The sequence below is a fragment of the Pseudomonas sp. TMW 2.1634 genome (genome assembly GCF_001703595.1).
Taxonomy (GTDB): Bacteria; Pseudomonadota; Gammaproteobacteria; order Pseudomonadales; family Pseudomonadaceae; genus Aquipseudomonas; species Aquipseudomonas fragi.
In genome coordinates this window covers 1,092,180-1,114,433 of the sequence record NZ_CP016849.1, presented here as the reverse complement: position 1 = coordinate 1,114,433, position 22,254 = coordinate 1,092,180, and the positions used below count along the sequence as shown (strand labels likewise).

Genomic DNA, 22,254 nt, shown 5'->3' with positions numbered 1-22,254 from the left:
TGAATACTGGATATGCGTACAGATACCAGCTTGCCCGGCACTCTGGCAAATCCTATTGGATGAGCGGTTTACAGGCGGGCAGCCCGTCAGGCTGGCTAACGGGCCTGCTGAACGCGGGTATCAACCCGTCGGCGTCGTCTGCCAGGGTTTCTTGCCTGGATCGTGTGCCGACAGGTTGGCGATCAATGAGTCGCATTGCTTGAAGTCGATTCTTTGCATCTGATACAGCGCCTGCAACGACGCCAGCGACAGGCCGCTGACGGACTCGAGCCAACCGGCATCCACCTGCGTCGAGGAGCCGCTCGCCATTAACAACTGGCGGAAGTCCTGGAGAAAACGCAGCTTGTCGGGGTAACAATTATGTAAAAAGGCTTCCAGCCCACAGGCCTGATTGACAAACGGCGAACAGATAAAGCACCCCAGTTGTTCATCATTGACACCGTGCAACTCGCTCAGATATTGCGTGGCCACGCCGTGCAGTTTGTTGATTCTTTTGGGTGTATTGAAGGTTGCTCCCAACTGCTTGATCAACTGCCCTTTGAAACGATCATTGGCCTTGTTTTCCAGATAAGCACGGCGCAAATACGCATCCGCCCCCACGCTGTATTCCACACCATATTGATATGTACCGCGCAAACCGTGGACATGGGCGGCCAATAATACGACCGCAGCCTGGGGTTCTTCGATATCAAACGCTTTGATATTCCACGGTCCCTCTACAAACATCAGCACTTGCGAGTGCAACACATCCACTTCATGGCACAGGCAATCAAATATATTGATCACATTGATATGCGTGCCGACACCGGCAACCGTCACTTCGCCACTGGGCGCCGGAGCCAGATGCAACAACTGCTTGTAGTCATCATCCAGCTGGCTGCACAACTTGACTGCCATTTCAAAGCCGTCCCGCCCGCCGCCCTTTGGCCAATGTCCCTGCCGGTGGGCAACCTCCTGAATCCAGGTCACATACTGGCCAAGATGGCTGGGCGGGCGGCGGTCAATCAACGCGTCGACCTTGCCTCCCCACTCGCAGGCATGCCGATACAGCTTGGCGCGCCCCAGCAGGTCGGCATAAAAGAACGTTGCCCGGGCGTCGCCTTGGGTCAAATGCCCCGACATCAATACCTGGGTTCGGTTCAGCTCCGATGCCTGGCTCTGAAAAGCAGCCGGCTTATGCAACCTGCCAAGGCCCTTTTCATCGACCAGCAATAACTCCACGCGATCATCGTCATAAATAAACAACTCACTGCATTGGGTCTGGATGCGCTCCATCACATTGGCCGTCATCCGCGGCTGACGCAGTATTGCAATGCGCAATATAAAGGTGTGCGGCGAGCGCCCGGCGATACTCAGTTGTGCCGCGCGTAAAAACGCCAGGGTATAAGCGCACTCCTTGCCGCCTTCATGAACAATCATCACCCGATAGCGCCCTATTCGCTCAAGTCCCCCGGCTGCCACCATTAAACGTTGAATCAACAACTGCAAGGCAATGCGCTCAGGGCGGCTGAAAAAGCCCAGGAGTCGGTGCAGGACTTGTTGATAGACAAAACTCATGGCTTGTTCATGAAAGTTATTCATGGGCTATCCCTCCATATCGAGGGTCTTATTATCGACAGCCCGATTTGACGCGCCCACATTTACATCAACCCTGCTGGTCAGAACAGACTAGGCGCACATACGCACAGGAATAACCCTACAAGAAAACCTTCAAATAAATACATGTTGTGCTATATGACAACTTTATGAATTACTTTTGCCCTTTCATTCCACACTGAAATGCATGTACTCATCCTGGGCTGCTGAACCCGACACGCGGCCAAAAGACGTTTTTCGCCAGCAAAAAAAACGCCCCTGAACACTGCGTTCAGGGGCGCGTTTATCACCCTGTATTTGTCAGACCGCAGCCAACTGCAAGGCCACCCGACCGCGACATGGGCAATCGTCCATATAGCGATGGGCTTCAACAAAGTTTTCAAATGGAAAAACCTTGATCTCCAAGGGCGTCAGTACCCCGTCGGCGGTGAGCTGGTTGATATCACGCAAGGCACGTTTCATCGCTTCTTCGTCCTGGGCGATGCCCAACTCGGGCTTGCCGGTGAAGTTGCCGATGCAGTGGACGAAAAACTTGATGTTCTTCTGGAAGCACGCACAGCCCGGGAACCCCGTTTGGTTACCGCCCTGCAAGCCATACAGCACCAGGCTGCCACGCGGTGCCAGCACATCACCCAGCACCGACATTTGCGGACCGCCCAGACCATCGAGCACCACATCCACGCCCTTGCTGTCGGTGATCTTGTTGATCTGCATCAGCAGATCTTGCTCTTCGGTGACAATCACATGGTCGGCACCCAGGGTCAGCAGGCACTCGCGTTCGCTGGCGTCCTTGGTCGCGGCAATCACCTTCAGGCCCAGGGCCTTGCCCAATTGCACGAAGGAAGGCCCGGCACAGTGGCTGGCATCGGTAATCAGCACGCTCTGCCCGGGCTTGGCCTGCGCCAGGTCGACATAGGCAAAATAGGCAATCAGCAGCGGCGTGTAATGCACGCTGGCCTCGACCGCAGACAACACGTCCGGGTAGCGGGTCAGGGTGGAGCGCGGCATCAAGATCAGCTCGCCATAGGTCGGGTAGTCGTTGGCGCTCTGCCCGGGGAAGCTGGCGACCTTGTCACCAATGGCCAAATCATCCACACCGGCCCCCACGGCGGTGACGACACCCGCCATTTCATGGCCGATACCCGCAGGCAAACGGGCGTGACTGGGGGCCAGATTCTGGCGCCACAGGACGTCATACCAACTGATGCCAATGGCCTCGACACGGACCTGTACTTCGCCAGGCGCAGGCGCAGCGACTTCGTGCTCTTCGCACTTGAGCACCTCGGCCGGTCCAAACTTGTGAAAACGGATCGTGCGCGACATTACCAACCTCGCCTAATTAATCGCTAATACCACGGGACTTTATCCGGGCTTTGTGCGCAAGACTAACAGACAGCATTAATAGTCGACATGCCTGACATTGATCCGCCGACAGGTTGGCCCGCACCACATCCCGCAAAAACCCGGCAAAACCGCTTTAAACAGGTGATAAAGCGCTTGCGGAAAAGTAAGAAAAAAATCTACCGAGTGACGAAAAATCGTTTTTGCCAGTAAGATCCGTTACTTGACTACCTGTTGAACCCCCAGCGAAGCCTGCCTGATGAACCGTAACGACTTGCGTCGCGTCGATCTGAATTTGCTGATCGTCTTTGAAACCCTGATGCATGAACGCAGTGTGACCCGCGCAGCCGAGAAGCTTTTTCTGGGGCAGCCGGCCATCAGTGCGGCATTGTCACGCTTGCGCAACCTGTTCGACGACCCGCTGTTTGTGCGTACCGGGCGCAGCATGGAACCGACCGCCCGGGCGATCGAGATCTTCGCCTTGCTGTCGCCGGCGCTGGACTCGATCTCCACGGCTGTCAGCCGTGCGTCCGAGTTCAACCCGGCCACCAGCACCTCGGTGTTTCGCATTGGCCTGTCGGACGATGTCGAATTCGCCCTGCTGCCCCTGCTGCTCAAGCGCTTGCGCGCGGAAGCGCCGGGTATTGTCCTGGTGGTTCGCCGGGTCAACTACATCCTGATGCCGCCGTTGCTGGCCTCGGGGGAAATTTCCGTGGGCGTCAGCTACACCAGTGACCTGCCGGCCAACGCCAAACGCAAGGTATTACGCCGCAGCCGTCCCAAACTGCTGCGTGCCGACACCATGCCCGGCTTACTGAGCCTGGACGATTTCTGCGAGCGGCCCCATGCCCTGGTGTCTTTTGCTGGCGACCTGAGCGGGTTTATCGACACCGAACTGGAAAAAATGGGCCGCAAGCGCCATGTGGTCCTGGCCGTGCCGCAGTTCAACGGGCTGAGCACCCTGCTGGCGGGCACCGACATCATCGCCACCGTCCCCGACTACACGGCCGAAGCCCTGACGGCTGCGGGCGGCGTACGCGCCGAAGACCCGCCGCTGGACACACAAAGCTTCGAACTGCATATGGCCTGGCGCGGCGCCCAGGACAACGACCCGGGGGAGCGCTGGTTACGGTCACGGATCCAGATGTTTTTTGGGGACCCCGATAGCCTGTAACGGAATTCCACTAAATTCCATAAAACCTTTTAATAACAACAATTTATTGGTTATTTAAGTCCATAGCCGCCTGTCTAAATCCAATGGATTCCACGACTCATGGGGGCATAATTGGGGGCAAATTTCGGTTCCTTAAAAAGGATGCCCCCACCGATGCCCCCAGATAATGCGGTTGTTTTCAAACGAAAACTCAGCGATGCCTTGATCCGGTCACTGACCGAACCTGGCAAACACGCCGATGGCGAAGTTCCTGGCCTCTACTTGGAGGTGAGGGCGTCGAGTAAGGTCGGCAAATCTCCTTCCAAGGTTTGGCGATTGAAGTATCGGCTGCATGGGAAGGAAAACCGCTTCTCCATCGGCGCTTACCCCGACATTAGCCTCAAGGAGGCGCGCGACATTGCCCGCGGCGCACGCCGCGACGTGGCTAACCACACCGCTCCGCTCAAGGCCAAGACCGCCAAGATCGAGGCACAGTTGCTCAATGAAGAGCGCACCTTCGCTTACGTGGCCGAGCAATGGTTGGCATTCAAGTCTGCCGAACTGGTGACCAAATCCATCTCGGGCTTTACCGGAGCGCTGAACAACCACATCTTGCCTGCCATTGGCAAAAAACCGATCAGCGAGATCAAGTTGGAGCACATCACTACGATCATCACTGAGTTGCGCCGCCAGCGGACCATGGCCATGGCCCGGCGCGTGCGCACCATCATACGTGCCGTTCTGGGATTTGCCGAAGGTCGCGGCTGGGTGGAGCGCAACGTGGCGCTCAGCAACATTGAGGAGTTGAAGATTCGCCACATCGTGACCAGCAACCCGGCGATCGAAAGGCCGTCCGACCTAGGCAGGTTTCTTCTACGGCTTGATGACTGCAACGACGGCAGCGTAGCCGCAGCAATGCGGCTGCTGGTCATGTTGCCGGTTCGCCCAGGCGAACTGGTGCAGATGCGCTGGGAAGATGTCGACTTGGTGGGCGCCGATTGGCGTTATGTGGTGAGCAAGACCAAGCACCTGGACAAGAGCAAACACATCGTGCCGCTGCCTGAGCAAGCGTTGGTCCTGTTACGAGAGCTACATAAAACCCGCGTGGTGGATGAAGACGGCAAAGGCTGGGTGTTCGTCTCGCCGGTCTATCCAGGCCGCCCCATTAATCCTACCTCCATGCTCAAGTCCTTCCAGCGTATCTGGCCTGAGTACGACATCACTGCCCACGGCTTTCGCGCTACCTACCGGACCATTGCCCACGAGCACTTGGGTATAGACCCCATCGTGCTCGAACTGTCGTTATCCCACCGTATGCCAGGCGCGTTGGGAGCTGTGTATGCGCGCGCGCAACTGCTGGTACAGCGCCGGGAGGCGGCTCAACAATGGGCTGACTACCTAGACCAACTGCGGCACAACGCAGCTCAAGTGAGGAAAGACTGACGACACAGCGAAAACAATCAGAAGATTTGAGCTGGAAACGATATTGATAGCCCATTTGCTCGCCCATCGCTTGCCTGAATTCCGGGCCAAATATCCAGAAATCACACTTTAGATGTCTGCACAGCCTCAACAGGTATCGTTGAGCCGACGCGAAGCTAGGTGGCATTACGCCTGACCCGTCCCGAAGAACCCAATGATGTTGTGCGCAAAATTGGCCATATTCCGTATGCCTTGCATGCCAGTCCCAACTAAACATTCTTTGATAGTCCAGACAGGTGGGCATTCATCGTTTACGACGCACAATTTGTGGATCTGCCGCAACAACAGTGGCTTCTGAACATTGCTGGCGAGCGTCGAATTGGATGTGAGCTAAGCGATGTTAGTAGTCAATTGGTGGTTGCATGCTCTGGAGCTGGGATTGCTGGATCACCAAGATTTCTCGGCGATGCACAACCAGGACTGAAACGCATCGAATATGACGGCGCACCCTTTTCAAGAAACGTCTGGCTAGTGGTTCACCACGATTTGAAACGCTCGGTTCCTATCAGAGCTGTGATGGACTTTCTTACCCACACGTCAAAATCCGTACGCCTGTAATTGCTGACAGCCTCAAACACTGAATATCCCTGGAGCCCGATCTCGAAGATGGCGCTATACCCAGTAAAACTGAACAGACTAAGATTGACCGCCTCGCCTGAGCAGAAACGGATCGTAAAACCCCTGACGCTGCGTGGCGCATCAGGGGTAAATTTAACAAGCCTTTATGTTTTTAGGCGCATCAGTTTTCGGTCAAAGGAGCTGCTGGCAACGGCGGCTGACTGCGCTGCCACACCGAACCGTAGCGGGTGTATTGCGGAGGCACAGGGATAGCTGTGCGCAACTCATCGGCGGCAGTGCGAGCCCAGAAGGGATCTCGCAACATATCTCGGCCAACCAGCACTATGTCTGCCCTACCGTTCTGGACGATCTCTTCCGCCTGACGACCACTTTCGATCAGGCCCACCGCCCCCGTCATGATGCCCAGTTCACGACGCAGCAATTCAGCCGCAGGAACCTGGTAGGCAGGAAAAGCGTTCACTTTGACCATTGCAATGCCAGCCGATGAACAGTCGATGAGGTCAACTCCCTGCTCTTTCATCCACTTGCCGTAGATCAGGAAATCTTCAGGAGTATTGCCGCCTTCGGTGTAATCGGTCGAAGAAATACGGACAAACAACGGGCCTTTCCATTCGGACCGAACAGCGTCAATTACTTCTCGGACGATACGATAACGATTCTCGTGACTGCCGCCATATTCGTCGGTGCGATGGTTAGCCAGCGGAGAGAGAAACTCGTTCAGGAGGTAGCCATGTGCGGTATGTACTTCTACAACATCGAAATCAGCTTCGCGGGCGCGACGTGCGCCTTGGCGGAATGCCTCAACGACGCCTTTGATGCCGTATAGGTCGAGCGCCTGAGGTACTTGCGAATCCTTGGTAAACGGAATAGCCGATGGGGCAATAGACGGCCCCGGAACGCCCAACTGACGACCTGCGTGGCCCAGCTGACAGCCTGCCTTGGCGTCAAAGCGTTGAATGGTTTTCACCAGCCTTGCCAGCCCCCCAACTTGTGCATCGTCCCAGATACCGATATCGCCGGGGCCAATAACGCCGTTGCAAAGGATGGCTGTGGTTTCCAAAAAAACGAGCCCTGCGCCGCCCAATGCTCGAGCACCGTAATGCACGGTATGAAAATCAGTGACGCATCCGTCTTCGCTTGCCGAGTGCATGCACATTGGAGACATTGCAATTCGGTTGCGAAGTGTTAACCCACCAATGGTTACGGGTTCAAAAAGTTTTGCGGCCAAAATTCAGATACTCCAATAGTTTGCTCAAGAATGCGCGGGGCACGTGCTTCTGCTCTCTACGCGTTTTGAACAAGGCTATCGAAGATAATAAAAACGTAAATACTGCAAAAATTTGCATATAGTACGCTTAAGCGTACTGCAAGAGTCCGAGCAACTGGCCTTAAGCTTCTAGCTAATCATGGGGGCGATGTCGGACTTTCCGCCAGGTGGCTGCTCGTCCGCCCTCATCTGAGCGGCAGTGGTCATGCCCCGACGCTTCAACCACGCATCTCCCCAGTCACATAGTCCCAGGATAAAAGGCTCAAGGCTTCGGCCCTCATCACTAAGTGCGTATTCGACCTTGGGCGGTACTACTGGGTAGACAGTTCGCACTAGGAGACCGTCTTCTTCCATATCCCGAAGCTGCTTGATCAGCAACCTAGGCGGCACTCCAGTGAGACGTCGCTGCAATTGGTTGAAACGGTGTGTGCCATCCAGTAGCAGGTGATAAAGGATTACGCCCTTCCACTTTCCACCCATGATGTGCAGTGCGGCCTCTATAGAGCACCCAGGGGCACCATCATAATTACGAAGCTTGGTCACAACGGTCTCCAAAGGGCAGTACGCTTTATGGCACTACCTACAAATTTATGGCGTTTTTCTAACAAGACCCAGTGACTGTACCACGTCCGAAGTGGCCAACACGTCTTGGGCCGATTACTCTCGGCTGCACCACCTACAAGGGATAGGTTGATGATTCAGCACACCCTACCTGACGCTGCTAGTCTTCCAGTTCACTCCGAGGAAATGTCGACATGTCAGCCCCTCCCCAATTACCGGACATACTTGAAACCCTCCACGAAAACGAACTCGCGCTTGCCGACGCCATTGAGTCGATAGCAATGTGGATAGATCAGAGGGGATCCATCGGCGTTTCCAGCACCGCCCTCGGTGGTATCACCACGCTCGAATTGAATGCCGAGTCCGTCAGAAAGGGCATTGAACCACCGAGAGAAACCGCCAAATGAAACCTAGTTACTCATTCTCTGTATCGCTTGAGAATCGATACCTCATGAAAGGATTCTCGTGATGCTGATCAAAATCGAAGAGACAGAGACGCCCGAAGACTGGCTCGTGTGGATGAATGCATGGCGCGTTAAGTTTCACAGTTATGCCGAAGCCGAAGCCTTCGTCAAAAGGCTGGAGGGTCGCATAAATGCAGCCCACCCTTTACCTATCAGCATAAGTAGACCTATGGCTGAAGTGTCTTGAAGAGAATTCGTTGCCAGATCAAAAAACGTCATCGCTTTGTAACCCTCCAGCCGTAATACTGCGTCTATTCAACGCCTGCTGTTTTTTCTGCTGCCACATTAGGCGGCTTTTTTTTGCCTGAGGACGTTGGCAGCAATTTCTCCAGGTCAGCTAACTGAGCCTCAGCTTTCTCGAGCGCCGTCGCGGCGCATCGCCGCCAGACCTCTTCCAGCTGGTGTAGATCTGATTCGACCAATGCTTTTTGACACCACTGATAATGGTCGTGCCAGGCACCCAGGGCCGATTGAAGGGCCTTGAGAGAGCTTGCCGCCTTACCCGAAAGCGGTGACAGCTTGGGAAAAGCCTCTGTCAGGTAGCGAGTTCGCTTGACCAGGATTCTCAACTCGTGCCGATCAGATTCAGCGTCATCTACCGCCGCATGCAATCGGTCGATCTGCTTAGTCAGTGATTTTTCAATTTGAGACTGGACGTGCTGCAAACCGCCGTTGATCTCAGCCAAGCGAAAGATTGAAGGCCACTCATCCAACTGAGTGAACAGATTCTTGAGGGCCGGGCTTTTTAGAATCTTTGAATAGTCATAATCCAAGTGCGCTTTGCGGAACTGCGCAAGGTCAGGAAAGCCCCTTTCCTCTAGCTCCTCAATCAACACCTCAAGATCGCGCGCCGGCGTGGTTAGCCTTCCGACTTCCGCCGCAACATTATTCAGCGCCATGACTTCGCTAATCGAACGCATCGGTCGGAGTAGGCTCCGGATGCGCCTCACAGATATTCTGAGGTCATGCAAAGCCTCGCTGTCAGTCCTCGCTTCCAACCGTGCACGGGAGTGATACAGGGCGATCTGAAGGGTCAGTATCTCAGCAACGAACTCGTCAACGAAGGACATGCAGTCATCTCTTTGAAGCGTTATGGATACGAGCTTAGCAGAAGCGCAAGTCGTCAAATATTGATCCTGCTCGCGATTTGATAAGGCCATCAATGACCTAGCCTGAATGCTATGATGGTCGTGTGCCTATGAGCGCCCAGGTGGGCAACGAGCTCTACGCGAGCAACGGCCTGGACCGTGGCCATTTGGTGCGCAGGCAAGACCCTATAGGGGCGAAGAAGCGACCATCGCCAACCTCGACACCTTTCACTTCACTAACTGCTCGCCGCAGATGAGCGCGTTCAACCAGAAGACCTAGTTGGAACTTGAGGAGTACATTCTCGACAATACACGGCGCTGGAAGGCCCGAGCCACTGTGTTTACAAGCCCGGTGCTGGCTGAAGATGACCGTGTTTACCGTGGTGTCAAAATCCCCAAAGCATTCTGGAAAGTGGTGGCCTATTTGGGGGATGACGGCAAACCTTCCGCTAGCGCTTATATGATCGACCAGAGCCGTCACCTCGATCAGTTGGACTCGGTGTTTGGCCAACTCAGAACCTACCGCCGCAGCGTGTTGCAAATCGAGCAAATGGCCTGTATTCGTCTTGCCAACTTGGCCGACTATGACGGGTTCAGCAACGAAGAACGCGCGACGGGCACGCACATTGAAGCGCTTATCCAAGGAACAGAGGATATCCGGCTTTGAGCAACATAGCCGCAGGTGGACAAAGCTTATCTGTGCTGTGATGCAGGCTACTTGCCTTAGAACGGTGCTTGGGCCAAGTTTGAACCGGACGCCAATAAGTAACGCGGGTGTGGTCAGCTAACCGTCAATACCGTCTGTGAGTCGGCGACTTTGCAAAGGTCGTAGGGCGTTATGTTGATTCCTCGCACCAGTCGCTTCAATACCTGAGTACCCACTACGTCGAGGTCAATGATATTGAGGCATGCAGAGTCCTGCTTCAGAGAACTCATGATATGACGATCTGAACCCATAGCCCAGGCCAGCAACACACGGCCAACCGCGTCGTGGCTGACGAGTAGAAGCGATCTCCATGCTGGCTCGCCAATGAGCCGAAAAAATTGCTCAAGCACCCGATTTTCAAAGCTGTCCCAATGCTCTCCCCCCAAAAATGTGCCATCACCTTCGCCTATGGTTTCGTAGGCCTGGCATACTCGGTCATCAGGGTGCTGTGGGGTGATTTTACTGAAGCAACCTGCTTTTATATCGCTAAACGCTTTAGCTTGCTCAAGCATGCTTTCCTGCTCGTCCAGCAAGATATTTGCGGTTTGTCGAGCACAAGAATAATCGGAGCACACAGCCCGATCGAAAGCCACATGTTGCATCATCACCGAGAGCTCTCGGACCTGACGAACTCCTTTATCAGACAGGTCGACACTCCGAGGATCCAGCGCCATACCGTCATCGCTTAGCCGCTTCACATGCCCGCTAATGACTAGATAACAACGTCTCCTGCGAAGATTCGCCGGGTAGACCGGAGTATGTTCGGCTGCATGTGCGTCGATTTTCATAGCGCCACCCTGTGATTGCTTATGCTTAGAGACAAGAACGCCGATCGCGTTGAACCCTCATCAGGTCATGATCCACGTTTGACCGCTATCGGACATTGCAGCAGCAATAAAGTCACCAATACATGACCGCACCGAAGAGAAGCTCAGTGCGGTCACGGTCTGGCTCGTTACTGAAGGCTATCTTTGACTTCCATTACCAACGCAGTCATGCCCCCGGTTGCGAAATTGGCAGCGTCCATTGATGCCTTCATCCCCTCAGACGAGTACTGAGAGTTGAATCGCCCCTAGTTTCGTAGACACCTCCAAGCCTTAAAATGAGGCCCATTAGGAGGTGCCATGAGCAACCAGCGATATCCCGAAGAATTCAAAATCCAGGCGGTCAAACAAGTGACCGAAAAGAAGCTTCCTGTCTCGGAGGTGGCTGCACGATTGGGTGTGTCCGTGCACAGCCTCTATGCCTGGGTTAAGCGCTACACCAAGCCCCAGGAACAGCGCGTTGAGGAGGATGATCAGAGCGCTGAGGTTCGTCGTCTACGGGCCGAGCTGAAACGGGTGACGGAGGAGCGAGACATCTTAAAAAAGGCCGCCGCGTACTTTGCCAAGGAGTGCGGCTGAAGTACGCCTTTATTAAGCAGCAAGCGGGTCATTACGCGATTCGACGGCTTTGCCTGACGCTCAAGGTTCATCCCAGCGGCTACTACGCGTGGCTATCAGAACCAAAATCTGCGCGAGCCAAGGACGATCAGCGACTGCTTGGACTGATCAAACACTCCTGGTTGGAAAGCGGTGGTGTTTATGGCTATCGCAAGATCCATGATGACCTGCGAGAGGTTGGTGAGAGCTGTGGCCGTCACCGGGTAGCTAGGTTGATGCGCCTTGAAGGTTTACGTTCTCAGACTGGGTATCGACGGAGGCCGGGAAAATATGGCGGTAAACCAGCCGTTGCCTCACCGAACTTACTGAAGCGCCAATTCGATGTCAGAGAACCCAACAAAGTCTGGGTCACAGACATTACCTACATCCGAACATATGAAGGCTGGCTGTATTTGGCCGTGGTGCTCGATCTGTTTTCACGCCAGATCATTGGTTGGTCAATGAAGTCGCAGATGACCAGCGACGTAGCCATTGATGCACTGCTGATGGCGGTTTGGAGACGTAAGCCGAAGCAAGAGGTGATGATCCACTCGGATCAAGGCAGTCAGTACAGCAGCTCAGACTGGCGAAGCTTCTTGAAAGCTAACAACCTGGTAGCCAGCATGAGTCGTCGAGGTAACTGCCACGACAACGCTGTGGCGGAGAGCTTTTTCCAGCTGCTAAAGCGGGAGCGGATCAAGCGTAAAATCTACACTACACGCCAGGATGCTCGGGATGATGTGTTCGATTACATCGAGATGTTTTACAACCCAAAACGACGCCACAGTTTCAACAATCAGCTGTCACCGGTAGAGTTTGAAAAGCGTTACGCAGCGAGCCTGGAGAGTGTCTAGGAAACCTGGGGCGATTCAAGTCTTCTAACGACTTGAGATCTTCATAACCTAGCAAGGCGATACGATAGTAAGGACCTCCGCCACCAATGATGGTTATAGGGCCCTCACTAACAGAGAAGCTTTTCAGATGCGGCATTTTCTGGACCAGTGGAATATGAACATCTTTGTAATACTGATCGAACGCTTCTGAATCCGTTGGAACGCCATAAAGCACTATAATTTGGTACATGGATTATCCTCGCTCTATTAATGGTAGATCTTTATATGACAACGGCTCCCTTAAGATCATTGACAGTCAGTATTCGGGCATAAAAGCTTACCCGTGCACTGTTCAAGACCGTCAACTGCCCAGTTTCGCCTTATAACATCACCGCTTTACTCCACATCGACCTCATTGCCTTACAGCGCTGCGAACCCTATACACAAACGCGCACGCAGCCAGAAATTTCAGCTCTTTAGCTTGACTCGAAAATCGATGTGGCAACCAGGTCCCCCAATAACAGGCGCGAGACTTTCTTACCTGATGGGGTCTACTCAATTCTTATGAAAATGAGGAAGAACGTGCTCTCCCAGAAGATTGAGAGTCTGCATGTGCTGTTCGTGGGTCATCGCATCAACAGTCAAAATGACCTCATCCACTCCGCGTCTCTCGAGCGCCTTCAGAGATTCAATAATATCATCAGGCGTGCCCACCATAATGGATGGACTAAGTTCTATAAGCTTCTCAAGATTGCGCTTATATTCCTCAATCTTCTGGATACCACCAAAGTATTCGTATGAAGATTCTTTCGCCAGAGGCAAGTAGATATCCAGAATGAACTGGACATAGCCGTAAGCCCTCATCCGTACTTCCGCCATCGCGGTCGCCCGATCTTTTGCGCAATGAACGATTGGTACATAATAGCCATAAGAATTGTTTACTTGGCCATTCACGGGTTTAGCACTTCCGATTGAATCGCGGTAAGCACCGATGCATTCGTCCACGTAGTCCCACCCGAAAAAATTGTCAAAGGTAAGAATTCCAACACCGTACTCAGCTGCCAATTTGTGAGACTCGGGGCCAGAACTTACGGAGAACAGATGGGGAGAAGGTTTTTGCAACGCCCTCGGGTTAACCTTAACCTCTTCGAAAGGCCAATACTGACCATCAGAGTTTGACACAACGCCTTTTGTCAAAGCCTGGCCAATAATGGTTATGGCCTCTTTCCACCGATCCCTAGTCTCGGACGGCTTGACACCAAATGCTTGCATTACGAGCTTGTTGTTACCGCGCGCCGTACAAAGCTCAGCCCGCCCTTTCGACAATATGTCAAGCGTGGCCAGGCGCTCTGCTACTGTAATTGGATTGTGGAAGGGGATCGTTACAGCCATGTACCGAATAATGATGTCTTTGGTAAGCGCTGCAACAGCGCCATAGAGCGCGTCGGGGGCTGAGATGGTCGGACCATCAATGAAGTGGGCTTCAGAGGTGCCCCAGCAATAAAAACCTAGCTCGTCCGCACGTACCGCCTCGCGGATCATGTCATCAAATCTGATGCGCCGCTGTACACGGTCGATGCCAGTAATGTTGATAAGTATGTGGGCCTGCTGAACCCCGGCCAAGCCGCTCTTGTCAAGGGTATCAAGGGCTACAGCATGCCCGTGTATCCATCACGTCGAACATGTGGCGTGCCTGACTTTGTAGCAGAGAACACTAAGAAGAACCTCGGGTTTGCAAAGATGAGTGCCGATGGCACGGCCCTGGCCGATGCCTACACGCCCGGCGTCCCCTTTCTCGAGCCTAAAACAGGGGCCGAGGCGATGTGGAATGCAAAAATGCGTTACCGCGGCGTAGGGATGGAACTAAGCCGTCTGACCACGTCCATTTCACCGCGTAAGGGTGGCTCGGATTGGATAAAGCTTACATCCGATCTATACACCTATATGCCGTGGGCGATAAAGAACGGAACAAAGTTTGCGGACGCAGGCAATGTAGAGGCGATGACGTACTTCAGTTACGTCTCCCCTGTGGCATTGGCGGGCCAGGCTGCAACCTACACGAGCAGCGCTGATAAACCGGCGGAGGTTTTCTACTATTTCCCAGGACAACGGCGCACCCGTCGCATGCCTACGTACTCTTACGACGCTCCGCAGATTGGCTACGAAAATCAGTACAACGTTGATGAGTCGTACACGTTTTCAGGTTTACTGGACCGTTTCGACTGGAAACTCGTAGGCAAGAAAGAGATGGTGGTTCCCTACAACGCCTTGGGGATGTACGACTTCAATGCCAAGCATGAAGACGTATTGCAGCCTGAGTTTGTCGCCGCCGCACAGCGTCGCTATGAATTACACCGTGTATGGGTCGTCGAGGCGACGGTAAAACAAGGCATGCGCCATTCTGCTCCGAAGCGGACCTTTTACATAGATGAAGACAGTTGGGCGCTCCTTGGTGCTGTTGATTACGACGCTCAGGGCAATATTTCGAAAGTACGCGAAGGATACGTAATCCCCGTGTATGAAACCGGAACATGCGATTCTCTTGCATTTGCTCAATATAACTTATCTGAAGGCCGCTACTTGGTAGATGGGTCACCGATCGGAAGTGGCAAAGACATTAAGTGGATTGTTGATGGTGCCGGAAACCCTCACATGAAAGCGGGATTTTATACGACTGAAAACCTTCGTGCTATGAGCGAACGATAAAATCACGAGAAATAAATATCATGAAGAATTTTTCGATCCACTACGATGAAGTGTATGTGTTTTCTGTTAAAGCTGCAGCTACAGCCTTGCTGGTGGTTGGCAGCAGCAATGCAAGCGCTTTCAACTTCTCTAACGATGCCGACACGATTCGCGGCAGCCTAGATTCTACAATATCCGCAGGCTCAGGCATTCGCACTGACTCGGCCAGTAAAAGTCTTGTAGCGCCTACTTACAACTCGGCCACCGGGGCAAAGACCGGAAATGGCCATATGGGGCAACTTAGTGGCTTAAGCGATCAAGGTGACATCAACTATGACAAAGGTGATGCATTTACCACATACTTGAAAGGCAGCCACGAACTGCTACTCAAGATGCCTGCCGAAGGATTGTCTTTCATGGCCCGAGGAACGTGGTTGCGTGATGTATCGGCGACAGATACTACAGGCGACACCAGCGGGCAAGATGCCTTCGCCGCGGCCCCACCGGATATCAGGGACGGCCTGGCGTCACACGCGCGAGAAAAACTGGCTTTTCAGTCTCGGTTGCTTGATCTATGGATAAGTAAGACGTTTGACATCGGTGATCAACAAGCCAGAGTTCGAGTCGGCAACCAAGTCATAAGCTGGGGTGAAAGTATTTTCGAAGTCGGCGGTATCAATGCCACAAACGGTATCGATGTTAACCGGGCTTCGCAACCTGGCGCGCAAATCAAAGAGTTCGTATTGCCTGCGCCAATTCTCAGTGTCGCTTCCGGGCTAGGTAATGGATTTAACGCCGAAGTCTATATCCAAGGGCATTGGAACGAGAGCTACTTGCCTCCTGTGGGTAGTTATTGGTCAACCTCCACGGTAGGACCAGGAAGCGGTGCATACGGTGTCCGAACTGAGTCTGCACGCGATAGTGGGCAATATGGATTGTCCTTACGGTACCAACCCGATGGCGCAGCTCTCAGCTTAGGAGTTTATGCCATCACTTACCACGATAAACTTCCGCAAATATCACTCGATGCGAGTGGCACCACGGTTTACATGTATCCGGAAGACCGTCACATGTTCGGTGTTAGTGCAAACTTTCCATTGGGCGATTGGGCGATCGGAACCGAGTTATCCTATCGCCCCAAAGATGCGGTTTCTCTAAATGCTTCTAGCGGTTGTGTTTCGCAGGAGGGCAAATGCTGGGTGGACGAGAAAAAATTCCAATGGCACTTAACATCGCTGTTTACGCTTCAACCCTCAAATTCTGGCGGGCTTCTGAAGTTACTTGGCGCCGATACCGCCACACTGACAACAGAGACCGTGGTAATCGCTTATCCTGGGCTGCACGACAGTTATCAAGGATCGCCAATTGCCGCCGGTGGTTGGCTCTGGGGCAATCAGTCAAACGACCTGGCAGTAACCGGCGCTCTAAATAGCCCAGGTGATTCCAAAGGTACAAAGTACTCGGGTGGGTTGGATGTCGATTTTAACTGGATCTACGATGGCTCGCTAATTGGTGGATGGCAAGTTAACCCAGGGGTTTATGTTCGCAGGGGGATGTTTGGCTATACGCCTAACATTAGCGAACAATTCATGGAAGGAGTCACTTCGGTGAATATGTATGTCAACTTCATACAGAATCCGGCGGACTGGCAGGTCGGTATGAATTATACAAAGTTCCTCGGGCCATCTGATCCGCTCACCAATCCACTCCGCGACCGTGACTTCGTTGGCATCAACGTATCCCGTAATTTCTGAGGCGCTATATGAAGGCATTACCCGAGGCCGAATCCGCGCAGCCGGACTTGCTAGTTCGGATATTGAAAAAGCTCGAGAACATACTTTTCGGTCACAAGCAGCTGGTGCTGGGAGTGCTGATTTTATTCACGACGTTAATGGCGTTTTTTGCCGTTCAGCTACGAATGGATGCTGGATTCGAGAAGCAACTTCCAATGGGTCATGAGTATGTTGCAACGTTCAACCAGTACCGCGGAGAGCTCTTGGGGGCGAACCGACTGACCGTGGTCGTCAGGGCTAGGAATGGTGCCATTTGGACGCAAAATGGATTGAAGCGCGTTTATGACGTTACCCAAACACTCAAGTTTTTACCACACGTGGCGGCCAGTAGCGTTCAATCCCTGTGGACACCAAACTCTTTCGTCACGGAGATCACGGAGGACGGGTTCAGAGCTGACCCGATTATTCCGGGCACTGTGACCCCGGATAGCCTGGACGCCGAATCCATCGCCTCCATTACCGCATCTGCAGTCCAAGGCGGCTTTATTGGCAACCTAGTGGCTCGTGATCAAACCAGCGCGATGGTGACTGCCGACCTGAACGAGGTCGATGCTAAGGGTGAGCATATTGATTATGTCGATTTCGACCGAGAATTGGAGGCACAGCTTCGATCTAAGTTCGAAGACGATCAGTTCGAGATTCAGATCATCGGCTTCGCCAAACAGATTGGTGACATCGCAGAAGGCGCCTCCTCCGTCCTCGAGTTTTGTATCATTGCTTTGTTACTCACTGCTCTGGCTGTCTACTGGTACTGTCGTTCAGTCCGCTTAACGTTGCTACCGCTGGCCTGCTCTCTCGTATCGCTCGTTTGGCAGTTTGGCACTCTGCGCTTGCTTGGCTTCGGGCTTGATCCGCTCGGTGTCCTCGTCCCCTTCCTGGTGTTCGCGATTGGCGTTTCACATGGTATCCAACAGATCAACTTCATCGTTCGTGAACTGGCAAGTGGCAAGTCAATGGACGCGGCTGCCAGATCGAGTTTCAGTGGACTCTTAGTGCCTGGGACACTCGCTTTGGTCACGGCATTTGTCTCGTTTATAACCTTGATTTTGATGCCTATCCCGATGGTCCGAGAGCTCGCCATCACGGCCTCGCTTGGCGTTGCATACAAGATAATCACCAATTTGATTATGCTGCCCTTGTCAGCATCCCTGTTGAAGGTGAGCCATAGCTACGCGCAAGGTGCGGAATTGAAGGCGACTCAGCGCGCGCGCTGGTTGCGGGTTTTGGCACGCATTGCAAAACCTCGAAATGCTGCTGCAGTCTTGTTCATTGCTTTAACAGTGTTTGCAACGGCGGTTTGGCAGAGTCGAGATCGCGTAATAGGAACGCTGCAAGCAGGCGCCCCTGAACTTCGACCGGAGGCACGATTCAACAAGGATGCGGTGTCAATCGCTTCAAGTTATGACGTCGGATTGGACTGGTTAACGGTTGTGTTTGAGGCGCCTCCCATGTCATGTGAAGACGTCCAGATTGGCGTCTACCAAGACCGATTTGTGTGGGCTATGCAGTCTGTAGAAGGCGTCATGTCGGTCCTGTCCTTTTCTTCGCTCTTACGCCAGTACAATGAAGGCTATAACGAAGGAAACCCTAAGATGTCTGTAGTGCCGATCGACTCGGCTAACTACTCCTCAATGGGGGTAGAAATTGCTCGAGTTCCCGGCATCATGCGTAAGGATTGCAGCATGACTGCGGTGCACATCTATCTCACGGACCACAAAGCAACGACCATCAGCCGCGTAATCGAGGCGGCGAAAAAATTTCGCGATAAAGACAAGCTGGCAGGTGTCACCATTCGATTGGCATCGGGCAACGCGGGCATCTTGGCGGCTGTCAACGAAGAGATCGAGCACAGCGAGCTGCCTATGATGCTTTACGTGTATGCGACGATCATTTTGCTGGTGTTTTTCGCCTATCGTGATTTTCGCGCAGTTCTCGCGTGCTGCCTTCCGCTCACAATCGGAACCTTCATTGGTTATTGGTTTATGAAGGAACTGCAGATAGGTCTGACCGTAGCAACGCTCCCTGTGATGGTGCTCGCCGTCGGTATCGGTGTCGACTACGCGTTCTACATATATAACCGGCTGCAGCTTCACATGGCCAATGGTGTAGGTGTCGTCCAAGCTTTGGAACAGTCAATCTTAGAGGTAGGAACTGCCACCATTTTTACCGCCATTACGCTGGCAGTAGGCGTCGCGACCTGGTCATTTTCGGAACTCAAGTTCCAAGCGGACATGGGTAAATTGCTCGCGTTTATGTTCATCGTGAACATGGTGATGGCGATCACTGTTTTGCCTGCTTTCGCGGTTTGGCTTGAACGACTTTTCCCGCGTCGCCGCCCCGTCCGCGTCCCCGGGCTGTTGGCACACTGACCTCTGGAGCAGATAGTATGAAAACGTTATTTAAGCGACAGGCGCGTGTTTTGGCGATTGGCACGGTCGTGATCATGGTTTCAGCATCTTCATTTGCGGATATTGTTGGCCCTCTCGAGCCTACGCCAGCAACGATATCCCCCATAGCGACTCAAGCAGCGATGCTGGCCGCCACCTGGGCTGGCCAGAGAGCTGTGAGTGTTGGCGACAATGGCACGATTTTGTTATCCGACAATCACGGAGCGTCCTTTCAGCAAGCCCAATCGGTGCCGGTCAGTTCAACGCTGACTGGCGTGAGCTTCACTGACGACAAGCATGGTTGGGTTGTGGGGCATTGGGGCGCGATTCTGGCAACGGTCGACGGTGGTGAGCAATGGCAGATCCAACGGCTCGCGCTGACGGAAGATCGGCCGCTGTTCGCAGTCCACTTCTTTGATATTAAACAGGGGCTCGCTGTGGGCCTGTGGTCACTCGTTTTGACCACTCAGGATGGTGGAAAGACCTGGACCGAACAAAAGCCCAACCCTATGGACAAGTCACTGTCTGACCTGAACTTGCTGAGCTTGTTTCCTGATATTAAAGGTGGCGTATACGCAACCAGCGAAAGGGGCCGGTTGCTTCACTCAACCGACGCTGGGCGCAGTTGGGACTACTTGGATACGGGCTACGAGGGTTCTCTGTGGTGCGGGAGGCAGTTAGTCGACGGTACGCTTTTAGTCGGCGGGCAGCGTGGGACAATGCTTCGCAGTGAGGACGATGGAAAGACTTGGGTGCGAGTACCGATTGGCAGGAAAAGCTCGATTACCTCTATCGACGTAAGCGGTCGAGAAGTAATTGCCGTTGGGCTGGATGGACTGCAGATGAAGAGCCTTGACGGTGGCCACACGTTTACAGACATTGCAGCCCCGAATAGAGAATCACTAACTGCGGCTCTTGCTACAGAAGATGGCAAATGGCTGCTCTTTTCCCGCCACGGAATCGTCCATCAGGTTGAATAGTGTTAAGCACGTAGAATGTTTGGAGTACTATACAGCAATGATGCGTGTGCTTACTTAAGGACAAGCACACCCTAGCCTACTTGACCTTACTTTCACTAATGGCCTGGTGATTCACCACGACCTCATCAATAATGGCTCTGAACACCTTTTGGATCACTTCTATGGAGACACCGTGACGTAAAGCCAGGAGGGAATACCTCCTCATTTGCTCAGCTTCGCGAGAAGGATCTACCGCCTCCAGGCACCGGGTGGCCTTTATAACGCCAATCTTGCCCGTAGCGATGAATCTTAGCGCAAGTGTCCTGATGAGTTCCTCATCCAATGTATCAATTTCCGCCCTCAAAATACTCAACTGGTCGTTACTCATACGGGTTGCCTCGTAGACTAGAGCCGCCACACAAGTGTCAGCCTTCGTTTATAACCCCGTCCTTGAAGTTCGCATTTGGGTGACGTTGCACTGCCTGTCCCTAAGAGGTAAGCAACGCATGTTGCCAAGTCAGCATCTATATTCTTCACTTCCCGGATGTGCCACAACGTACTGGCGCTGAAGGCCCAAACCCTGGATCCCTAACTCCATCACATCACCGGCTTTCAAGTAAACCGGAGGTTTTTGTCCCAAGCCGACTCCCGGTGGCGTGCCGGTGCTAATCACATCTCCTGGCATCAGGGTCATATAACGACTGATATGACTGACAAGCTCTGCAACACCAAATACCATCGTACGCGTGTTCCCGCTCTGGTAGCGATGACCATTCACCTCCAACCACATGGATAGGTTCTGCGGGTCCGGTACTTCATCTTTGGTCACCAACCACGGTCCGATAGGGCCAAAGGTGTCGCAGCTCTTCCCTTTTACCCACTGACCACCGTGTTCGAATTGAAAATCACGCTCGGATACATCGTTGATCACAACGTAGCCTGCTACATGACGTAGCGCATATTCAGGAGCTACGTCGCGTGCAACATCGCCAATCACAACACCCAGCTCTACTTCCCAATCACACTTACTCGCCCCCTTCGGTATGATCACAGCGTCGTAGGCCCCGCAGATGGCGGTAGTGGCCTTCATAAATAATATTGGCATCTCTGGCACTGCAACTCCCGAATCGGCAGCATGATCGGCGTAATTAAGCCCTACACAAATAAACTTGCCGACCTGCCCAACAGGAGGCCCGTAACGTACGTTCCCCTCAACCAGAGGAAGAAAAGACGTGTCTATTTCACGTAGCCTTCGGAGGCCGATCTCGGAGAGGTGCGCACCAGCAATATCGTCAATGAAGGCTCCGATGTCGCGCAAAGTCCCTGAAGAGTCCAATATTCCTGGCCTCTCGCTACCCGGTTTACCATAACGGAGCAACTTCATTGTAGGTCCTCTCGAAGCACCAAATTGGATCGACAGCAATGTCAACGATCCATCGGGATCGCGTGCATAGCCCTTGTTAAATAACGTTAAAATTGCATGGTCCTCAGGTATGGCATTAAAAATGCGTTTCCGTGACGCACTGTGGTCTATGCGGCTAGCCGTGTCTGGTTATCGCATGCCCGCTGAAATCGCACGGCATCCTCGATCCAAAATAGTAAATCTGCACCCTCGTCTCCCGCCATCCTGCCCTCTCCCCTGCACTTCTCAGCGGCGAGACCAATGCTGCGCGACAAGCCAATGACCCGACCATCTCACACCAAATGTTACAATATAACGATGCATCCATAAATGGCAAAAAACCGGCAAAGCACGAAGGCCAATCCTCCAGAGCCTTCACATTCAAGACACAGCCTCCGTAGTTATAATGTAACAATTGCTAGGTTAATTTGCGCGTTCCGGTGAAGGAGACCAGCCGCCTCGTCAGACGTCGCCTAAACAAGCGGACAGAACGAAGAGGTCCACTCCAGGCGGATACATAGAGATCGAGGCCAGTCG

At 53.2% G+C, this 22,254-nt stretch carries 20 protein-coding genes and 1 pseudogene; 11 read left to right on the top strand and 10 right to left on the bottom strand.

Annotated features, from left to right (window positions below):
- Window positions 1–120: 120 nt before the first annotated feature.
- Both BFC21_RS05325 and BFC21_RS05320 read right to left on the bottom strand, forming a co-directional pair.
- Window positions 121–1,581 (bottom strand): hypothetical protein, encoded by a 1,461-nt coding sequence (locus BFC21_RS05325; protein WP_120265765.1) that lies wholly within the window; start codon window positions 1,579–1,581, stop codon window positions 121–123.
- Window positions 1,582–1,896: 315 nt separating this feature from the next.
- Window positions 1,897–2,919: a zinc-dependent alcohol dehydrogenase family protein gene (locus BFC21_RS05320; protein WP_088377345.1), complete on the bottom strand. Its 1,023-nt coding sequence runs from the start codon at window positions 2,917–2,919 to the stop codon at window positions 1,897–1,899.
- A 277-nt stretch (window positions 2,920–3,196) separates the two neighbouring features.
- Between BFC21_RS05320 and BFC21_RS05315 the strand changes: the two genes are divergently transcribed.
- The 3 genes from BFC21_RS05315 to BFC21_RS27760 all read left to right on the top strand — a co-directional run bounded on the left by BFC21_RS05315 (window position 3,197) and on the right by BFC21_RS27760 (window position 6,130).
- Window positions 3,197–4,111, top strand: a complete 915-nt coding sequence (locus tag BFC21_RS05315; RefSeq protein ID WP_120265764.1) for a LysR family transcriptional regulator — start codon at window positions 3,197–3,199, stop codon at window positions 4,109–4,111.
- Between the two features lie 153 nt (window positions 4,112–4,264).
- Entirely contained in the window at window positions 4,265–5,533 is a 1,269-nt protein-coding gene (locus BFC21_RS05310) for a site-specific integrase (RefSeq protein WP_070413575.1), read from the top strand.
- A gap of 306 nt (window positions 5,534–5,839) precedes the next feature.
- The gene (locus BFC21_RS27760; protein WP_153425704.1) at window positions 5,840–6,130 is read left to right on the top strand and encodes a LysR substrate-binding domain-containing protein; all 291 of its coding nucleotides are present in this window, start codon (window positions 5,840–5,842) and stop codon (window positions 6,128–6,130) included.
- 181 nt (window positions 6,131–6,311) lie between these two features.
- Here BFC21_RS27760 and namA read toward each other — a convergent pair whose 3' ends face one another.
- Together namA and BFC21_RS05295 are read right to left on the bottom strand one after the other, a co-directional pair.
- A complete protein-coding gene (gene namA, locus BFC21_RS05300) occupies window positions 6,312–7,379 on the bottom strand; it encodes an NADPH dehydrogenase NamA (protein WP_120265763.1) in 1,068 nt (355 codons plus the stop codon).
- A gap of 168 nt (window positions 7,380–7,547) precedes the next feature.
- Window positions 7,548–7,898, bottom strand: a complete 351-nt coding sequence (locus BFC21_RS05295; protein WP_153332835.1) for a helix-turn-helix domain-containing protein — start codon at window positions 7,896–7,898, stop codon at window positions 7,548–7,550.
- Between the two features lie 275 nt (window positions 7,899–8,173).
- Between BFC21_RS05295 and BFC21_RS05290 the strand changes: the two genes are divergently transcribed.
- Together BFC21_RS05290 and BFC21_RS05285 are read left to right on the top strand one after the other, a co-directional pair.
- Window positions 8,174–8,386 (top strand): hypothetical protein, encoded by a 213-nt coding sequence (locus tag BFC21_RS05290; protein ID WP_070413572.1) that lies wholly within the window; start codon window positions 8,174–8,176, stop codon window positions 8,384–8,386.
- 61 nt (window positions 8,387–8,447) lie between these two features.
- Window positions 8,448–8,630, top strand: a complete 183-nt coding sequence (locus BFC21_RS05285) for a hypothetical protein (protein WP_070413571.1) — start codon at window positions 8,448–8,450, stop codon at window positions 8,628–8,630.
- A gap of 64 nt (window positions 8,631–8,694) precedes the next feature.
- Here BFC21_RS05285 and BFC21_RS05280 read toward each other — a convergent pair whose 3' ends face one another.
- A complete protein-coding gene (locus tag BFC21_RS05280; RefSeq protein WP_070413570.1) occupies window positions 8,695–9,513 on the bottom strand; it encodes a CHAD domain-containing protein in 819 nt (272 codons plus the stop codon).
- A gap of 110 nt (window positions 9,514–9,623) precedes the next feature.
- Between BFC21_RS05280 and BFC21_RS05275 the strand changes: the two are divergent.
- Window positions 9,624–10,198 (top strand): annotated as a pseudogene (locus tag BFC21_RS05275) (DNA/RNA non-specific endonuclease); the annotation flags it as partial.
- A 113-nt stretch (window positions 10,199–10,311) separates the two neighbouring features.
- Here BFC21_RS05275 and BFC21_RS05270 read toward each other — a convergent pair.
- On the bottom strand, window positions 10,312–11,025 hold the full coding sequence (locus BFC21_RS05270; protein WP_070413569.1) for a histidine phosphatase family protein: 714 nt from the start codon (window positions 11,023–11,025) through the stop codon (window positions 10,312–10,314).
- Window positions 11,026–11,361: 336 nt separating this feature from the next.
- On the opposite strand from BFC21_RS05270, the gene BFC21_RS05265 reads away from it, so the two are divergent.
- Window positions 11,362–12,512 (top strand): IS3 family transposase gene (locus BFC21_RS05265; RefSeq protein WP_088500423.1). Its coding sequence is split into 2 segments (ribosomal slippage): window positions 11,362–11,596 and window positions 11,596–12,512, totalling 1,152 coding nucleotides; the frame shifts between segments, so codons are not numbered across the junction.
- On the opposite strand, the gene BFC21_RS27755 is transcribed toward BFC21_RS05265, so the two are convergent.
- Together BFC21_RS27755 and BFC21_RS05255 are read right to left on the bottom strand one after the other, a co-directional pair.
- Window positions 12,448–12,741, bottom strand: a complete 294-nt coding sequence (locus BFC21_RS27755) for an EthD family reductase (RefSeq protein ID WP_120265762.1) — start codon at window positions 12,739–12,741, stop codon at window positions 12,448–12,450. The genes BFC21_RS05265 and BFC21_RS27755 overlap by 65 nt on opposite strands.
- 305 nt (window positions 12,742–13,046) lie before the next feature.
- Window positions 13,047–14,114: an LLM class flavin-dependent oxidoreductase gene (locus tag BFC21_RS05255; protein ID WP_078468115.1), complete on the bottom strand. Its 1,068-nt coding sequence runs from the start codon at window positions 14,112–14,114 to the stop codon at window positions 13,047–13,049.
- On the opposite strand from BFC21_RS05255, the gene BFC21_RS05250 reads away from it, so the two are divergent.
- The 4 genes from BFC21_RS05250 to BFC21_RS05235 are packed head-to-tail and all read left to right on the top strand — an operon-like array spanning window position 14,091 to window position 20,336.
- Complete coding sequence (locus BFC21_RS05250; RefSeq protein ID WP_231740685.1) at window positions 14,091–15,197, top strand: DUF1329 domain-containing protein; 1,107 nt, start codon at window positions 14,091–14,093, stop codon at window positions 15,195–15,197. The genes BFC21_RS05255 and BFC21_RS05250 overlap by 24 nt on opposite strands.
- A 20-nt stretch (window positions 15,198–15,217) precedes the next feature.
- Complete coding sequence (locus tag BFC21_RS05245; protein ID WP_070413567.1) at window positions 15,218–16,930, top strand: DUF1302 domain-containing protein; 1,713 nt, start codon at window positions 15,218–15,220, stop codon at window positions 16,928–16,930.
- Window positions 16,931–16,938: 8 nt separating this feature from the next.
- The gene (locus tag BFC21_RS05240) at window positions 16,939–19,338 is read left to right on the top strand and encodes an RND family transporter (RefSeq protein ID WP_070413566.1); all 2,400 of its coding nucleotides are present in this window, start codon (window positions 16,939–16,941) and stop codon (window positions 19,336–19,338) included.
- 17 nt (window positions 19,339–19,355) lie between these two features.
- Window positions 19,356–20,336 (top strand): YCF48-related protein, encoded by a 981-nt coding sequence (locus BFC21_RS05235; protein WP_070413565.1) that lies wholly within the window; start codon window positions 19,356–19,358, stop codon window positions 20,334–20,336.
- 76 nt (window positions 20,337–20,412) lie between these two features.
- Here BFC21_RS05235 and BFC21_RS05230 read toward each other — a convergent pair whose 3' ends face one another.
- Both BFC21_RS05230 and BFC21_RS05225 read right to left on the bottom strand, forming a co-directional pair.
- Complete coding sequence (locus tag BFC21_RS05230) at window positions 20,413–20,703, bottom strand: chorismate mutase (protein ID WP_054895786.1); 291 nt, start codon at window positions 20,701–20,703, stop codon at window positions 20,413–20,415.
- A gap of 129 nt (window positions 20,704–20,832) precedes the next feature.
- A complete protein-coding gene (locus BFC21_RS05225) occupies window positions 20,833–21,699 on the bottom strand; it encodes a fumarylacetoacetate hydrolase family protein (protein ID WP_070413564.1) in 867 nt (288 codons plus the stop codon).
- Between the last annotated feature and the right edge of the window lie 555 nt (window positions 21,700–22,254).

Bases quoted from the DNA above. Each gene is read 5' to 3' on its own strand.
- BFC21_RS05230 (WP_054895786.1), bottom strand. From the start codon at position 20,703: ATGAGTAACGACCAGTTGAGTATTTTGAGGGCGGAAATTGATACATTG.
- BFC21_RS05285 (WP_070413571.1), top strand. From the start codon at position 8,448: ATGCTGATCAAAATCGAAGAGACAGAGACGCCCGAAGACTGGCTCGTG.
- BFC21_RS05310 (WP_070413575.1), top strand. From the start codon at position 4,265: ATGCCCCCAGATAATGCGGTTGTTTTCAAACGAAAACTCAGCGATGCC.
- BFC21_RS05295 (WP_153332835.1), bottom strand. From the start codon at position 7,898: ATGGGTGGAAAGTGGAAGGGCGTAATCCTTTATCACCTGCTACTGGAT.
- BFC21_RS05270 (WP_070413569.1), bottom strand. From the start codon at position 11,025: ATGAAAATCGACGCACATGCAGCCGAACATACTCCGGTCTACCCGGCG.
- BFC21_RS05225 (WP_070413564.1), bottom strand. From the start codon at position 21,699: ATGAAGTTGCTCCGTTATGGTAAACCGGGTAGCGAGAGGCCAGGAATA.
- BFC21_RS05325 (WP_120265765.1), bottom strand. From the start codon at position 1,581: ATGAATAACTTTCATGAACAAGCCATGAGTTTTGTCTATCAACAAGTC.
- BFC21_RS05245 (WP_070413567.1), top strand. From the start codon at position 15,218: ATGAAGAATTTTTCGATCCACTACGATGAAGTGTATGTGTTTTCTGTT.
- BFC21_RS05315 (WP_120265764.1), top strand. From the start codon at position 3,197: ATGAACCGTAACGACTTGCGTCGCGTCGATCTGAATTTGCTGATCGTC.
- BFC21_RS05235 (WP_070413565.1), top strand. From the start codon at position 19,356: ATGAAAACGTTATTTAAGCGACAGGCGCGTGTTTTGGCGATTGGCACG.
- BFC21_RS05280 (WP_070413570.1), bottom strand. From the start codon at position 9,513: ATGTCCTTCGTTGACGAGTTCGTTGCTGAGATACTGACCCTTCAGATC.
- BFC21_RS05290 (WP_070413572.1), top strand. From the start codon at position 8,174: ATGTCAGCCCCTCCCCAATTACCGGACATACTTGAAACCCTCCACGAA.
- BFC21_RS05240 (WP_070413566.1), top strand. From the start codon at position 16,939: ATGAAGGCATTACCCGAGGCCGAATCCGCGCAGCCGGACTTGCTAGTT.
- BFC21_RS05320 (WP_088377345.1), bottom strand. From the start codon at position 2,919: ATGTCGCGCACGATCCGTTTTCACAAGTTTGGACCGGCCGAGGTGCTC.
- BFC21_RS27755 (WP_120265762.1), bottom strand. From the start codon at position 12,741: ATGTACCAAATTATAGTGCTTTATGGCGTTCCAACGGATTCAGAAGCG.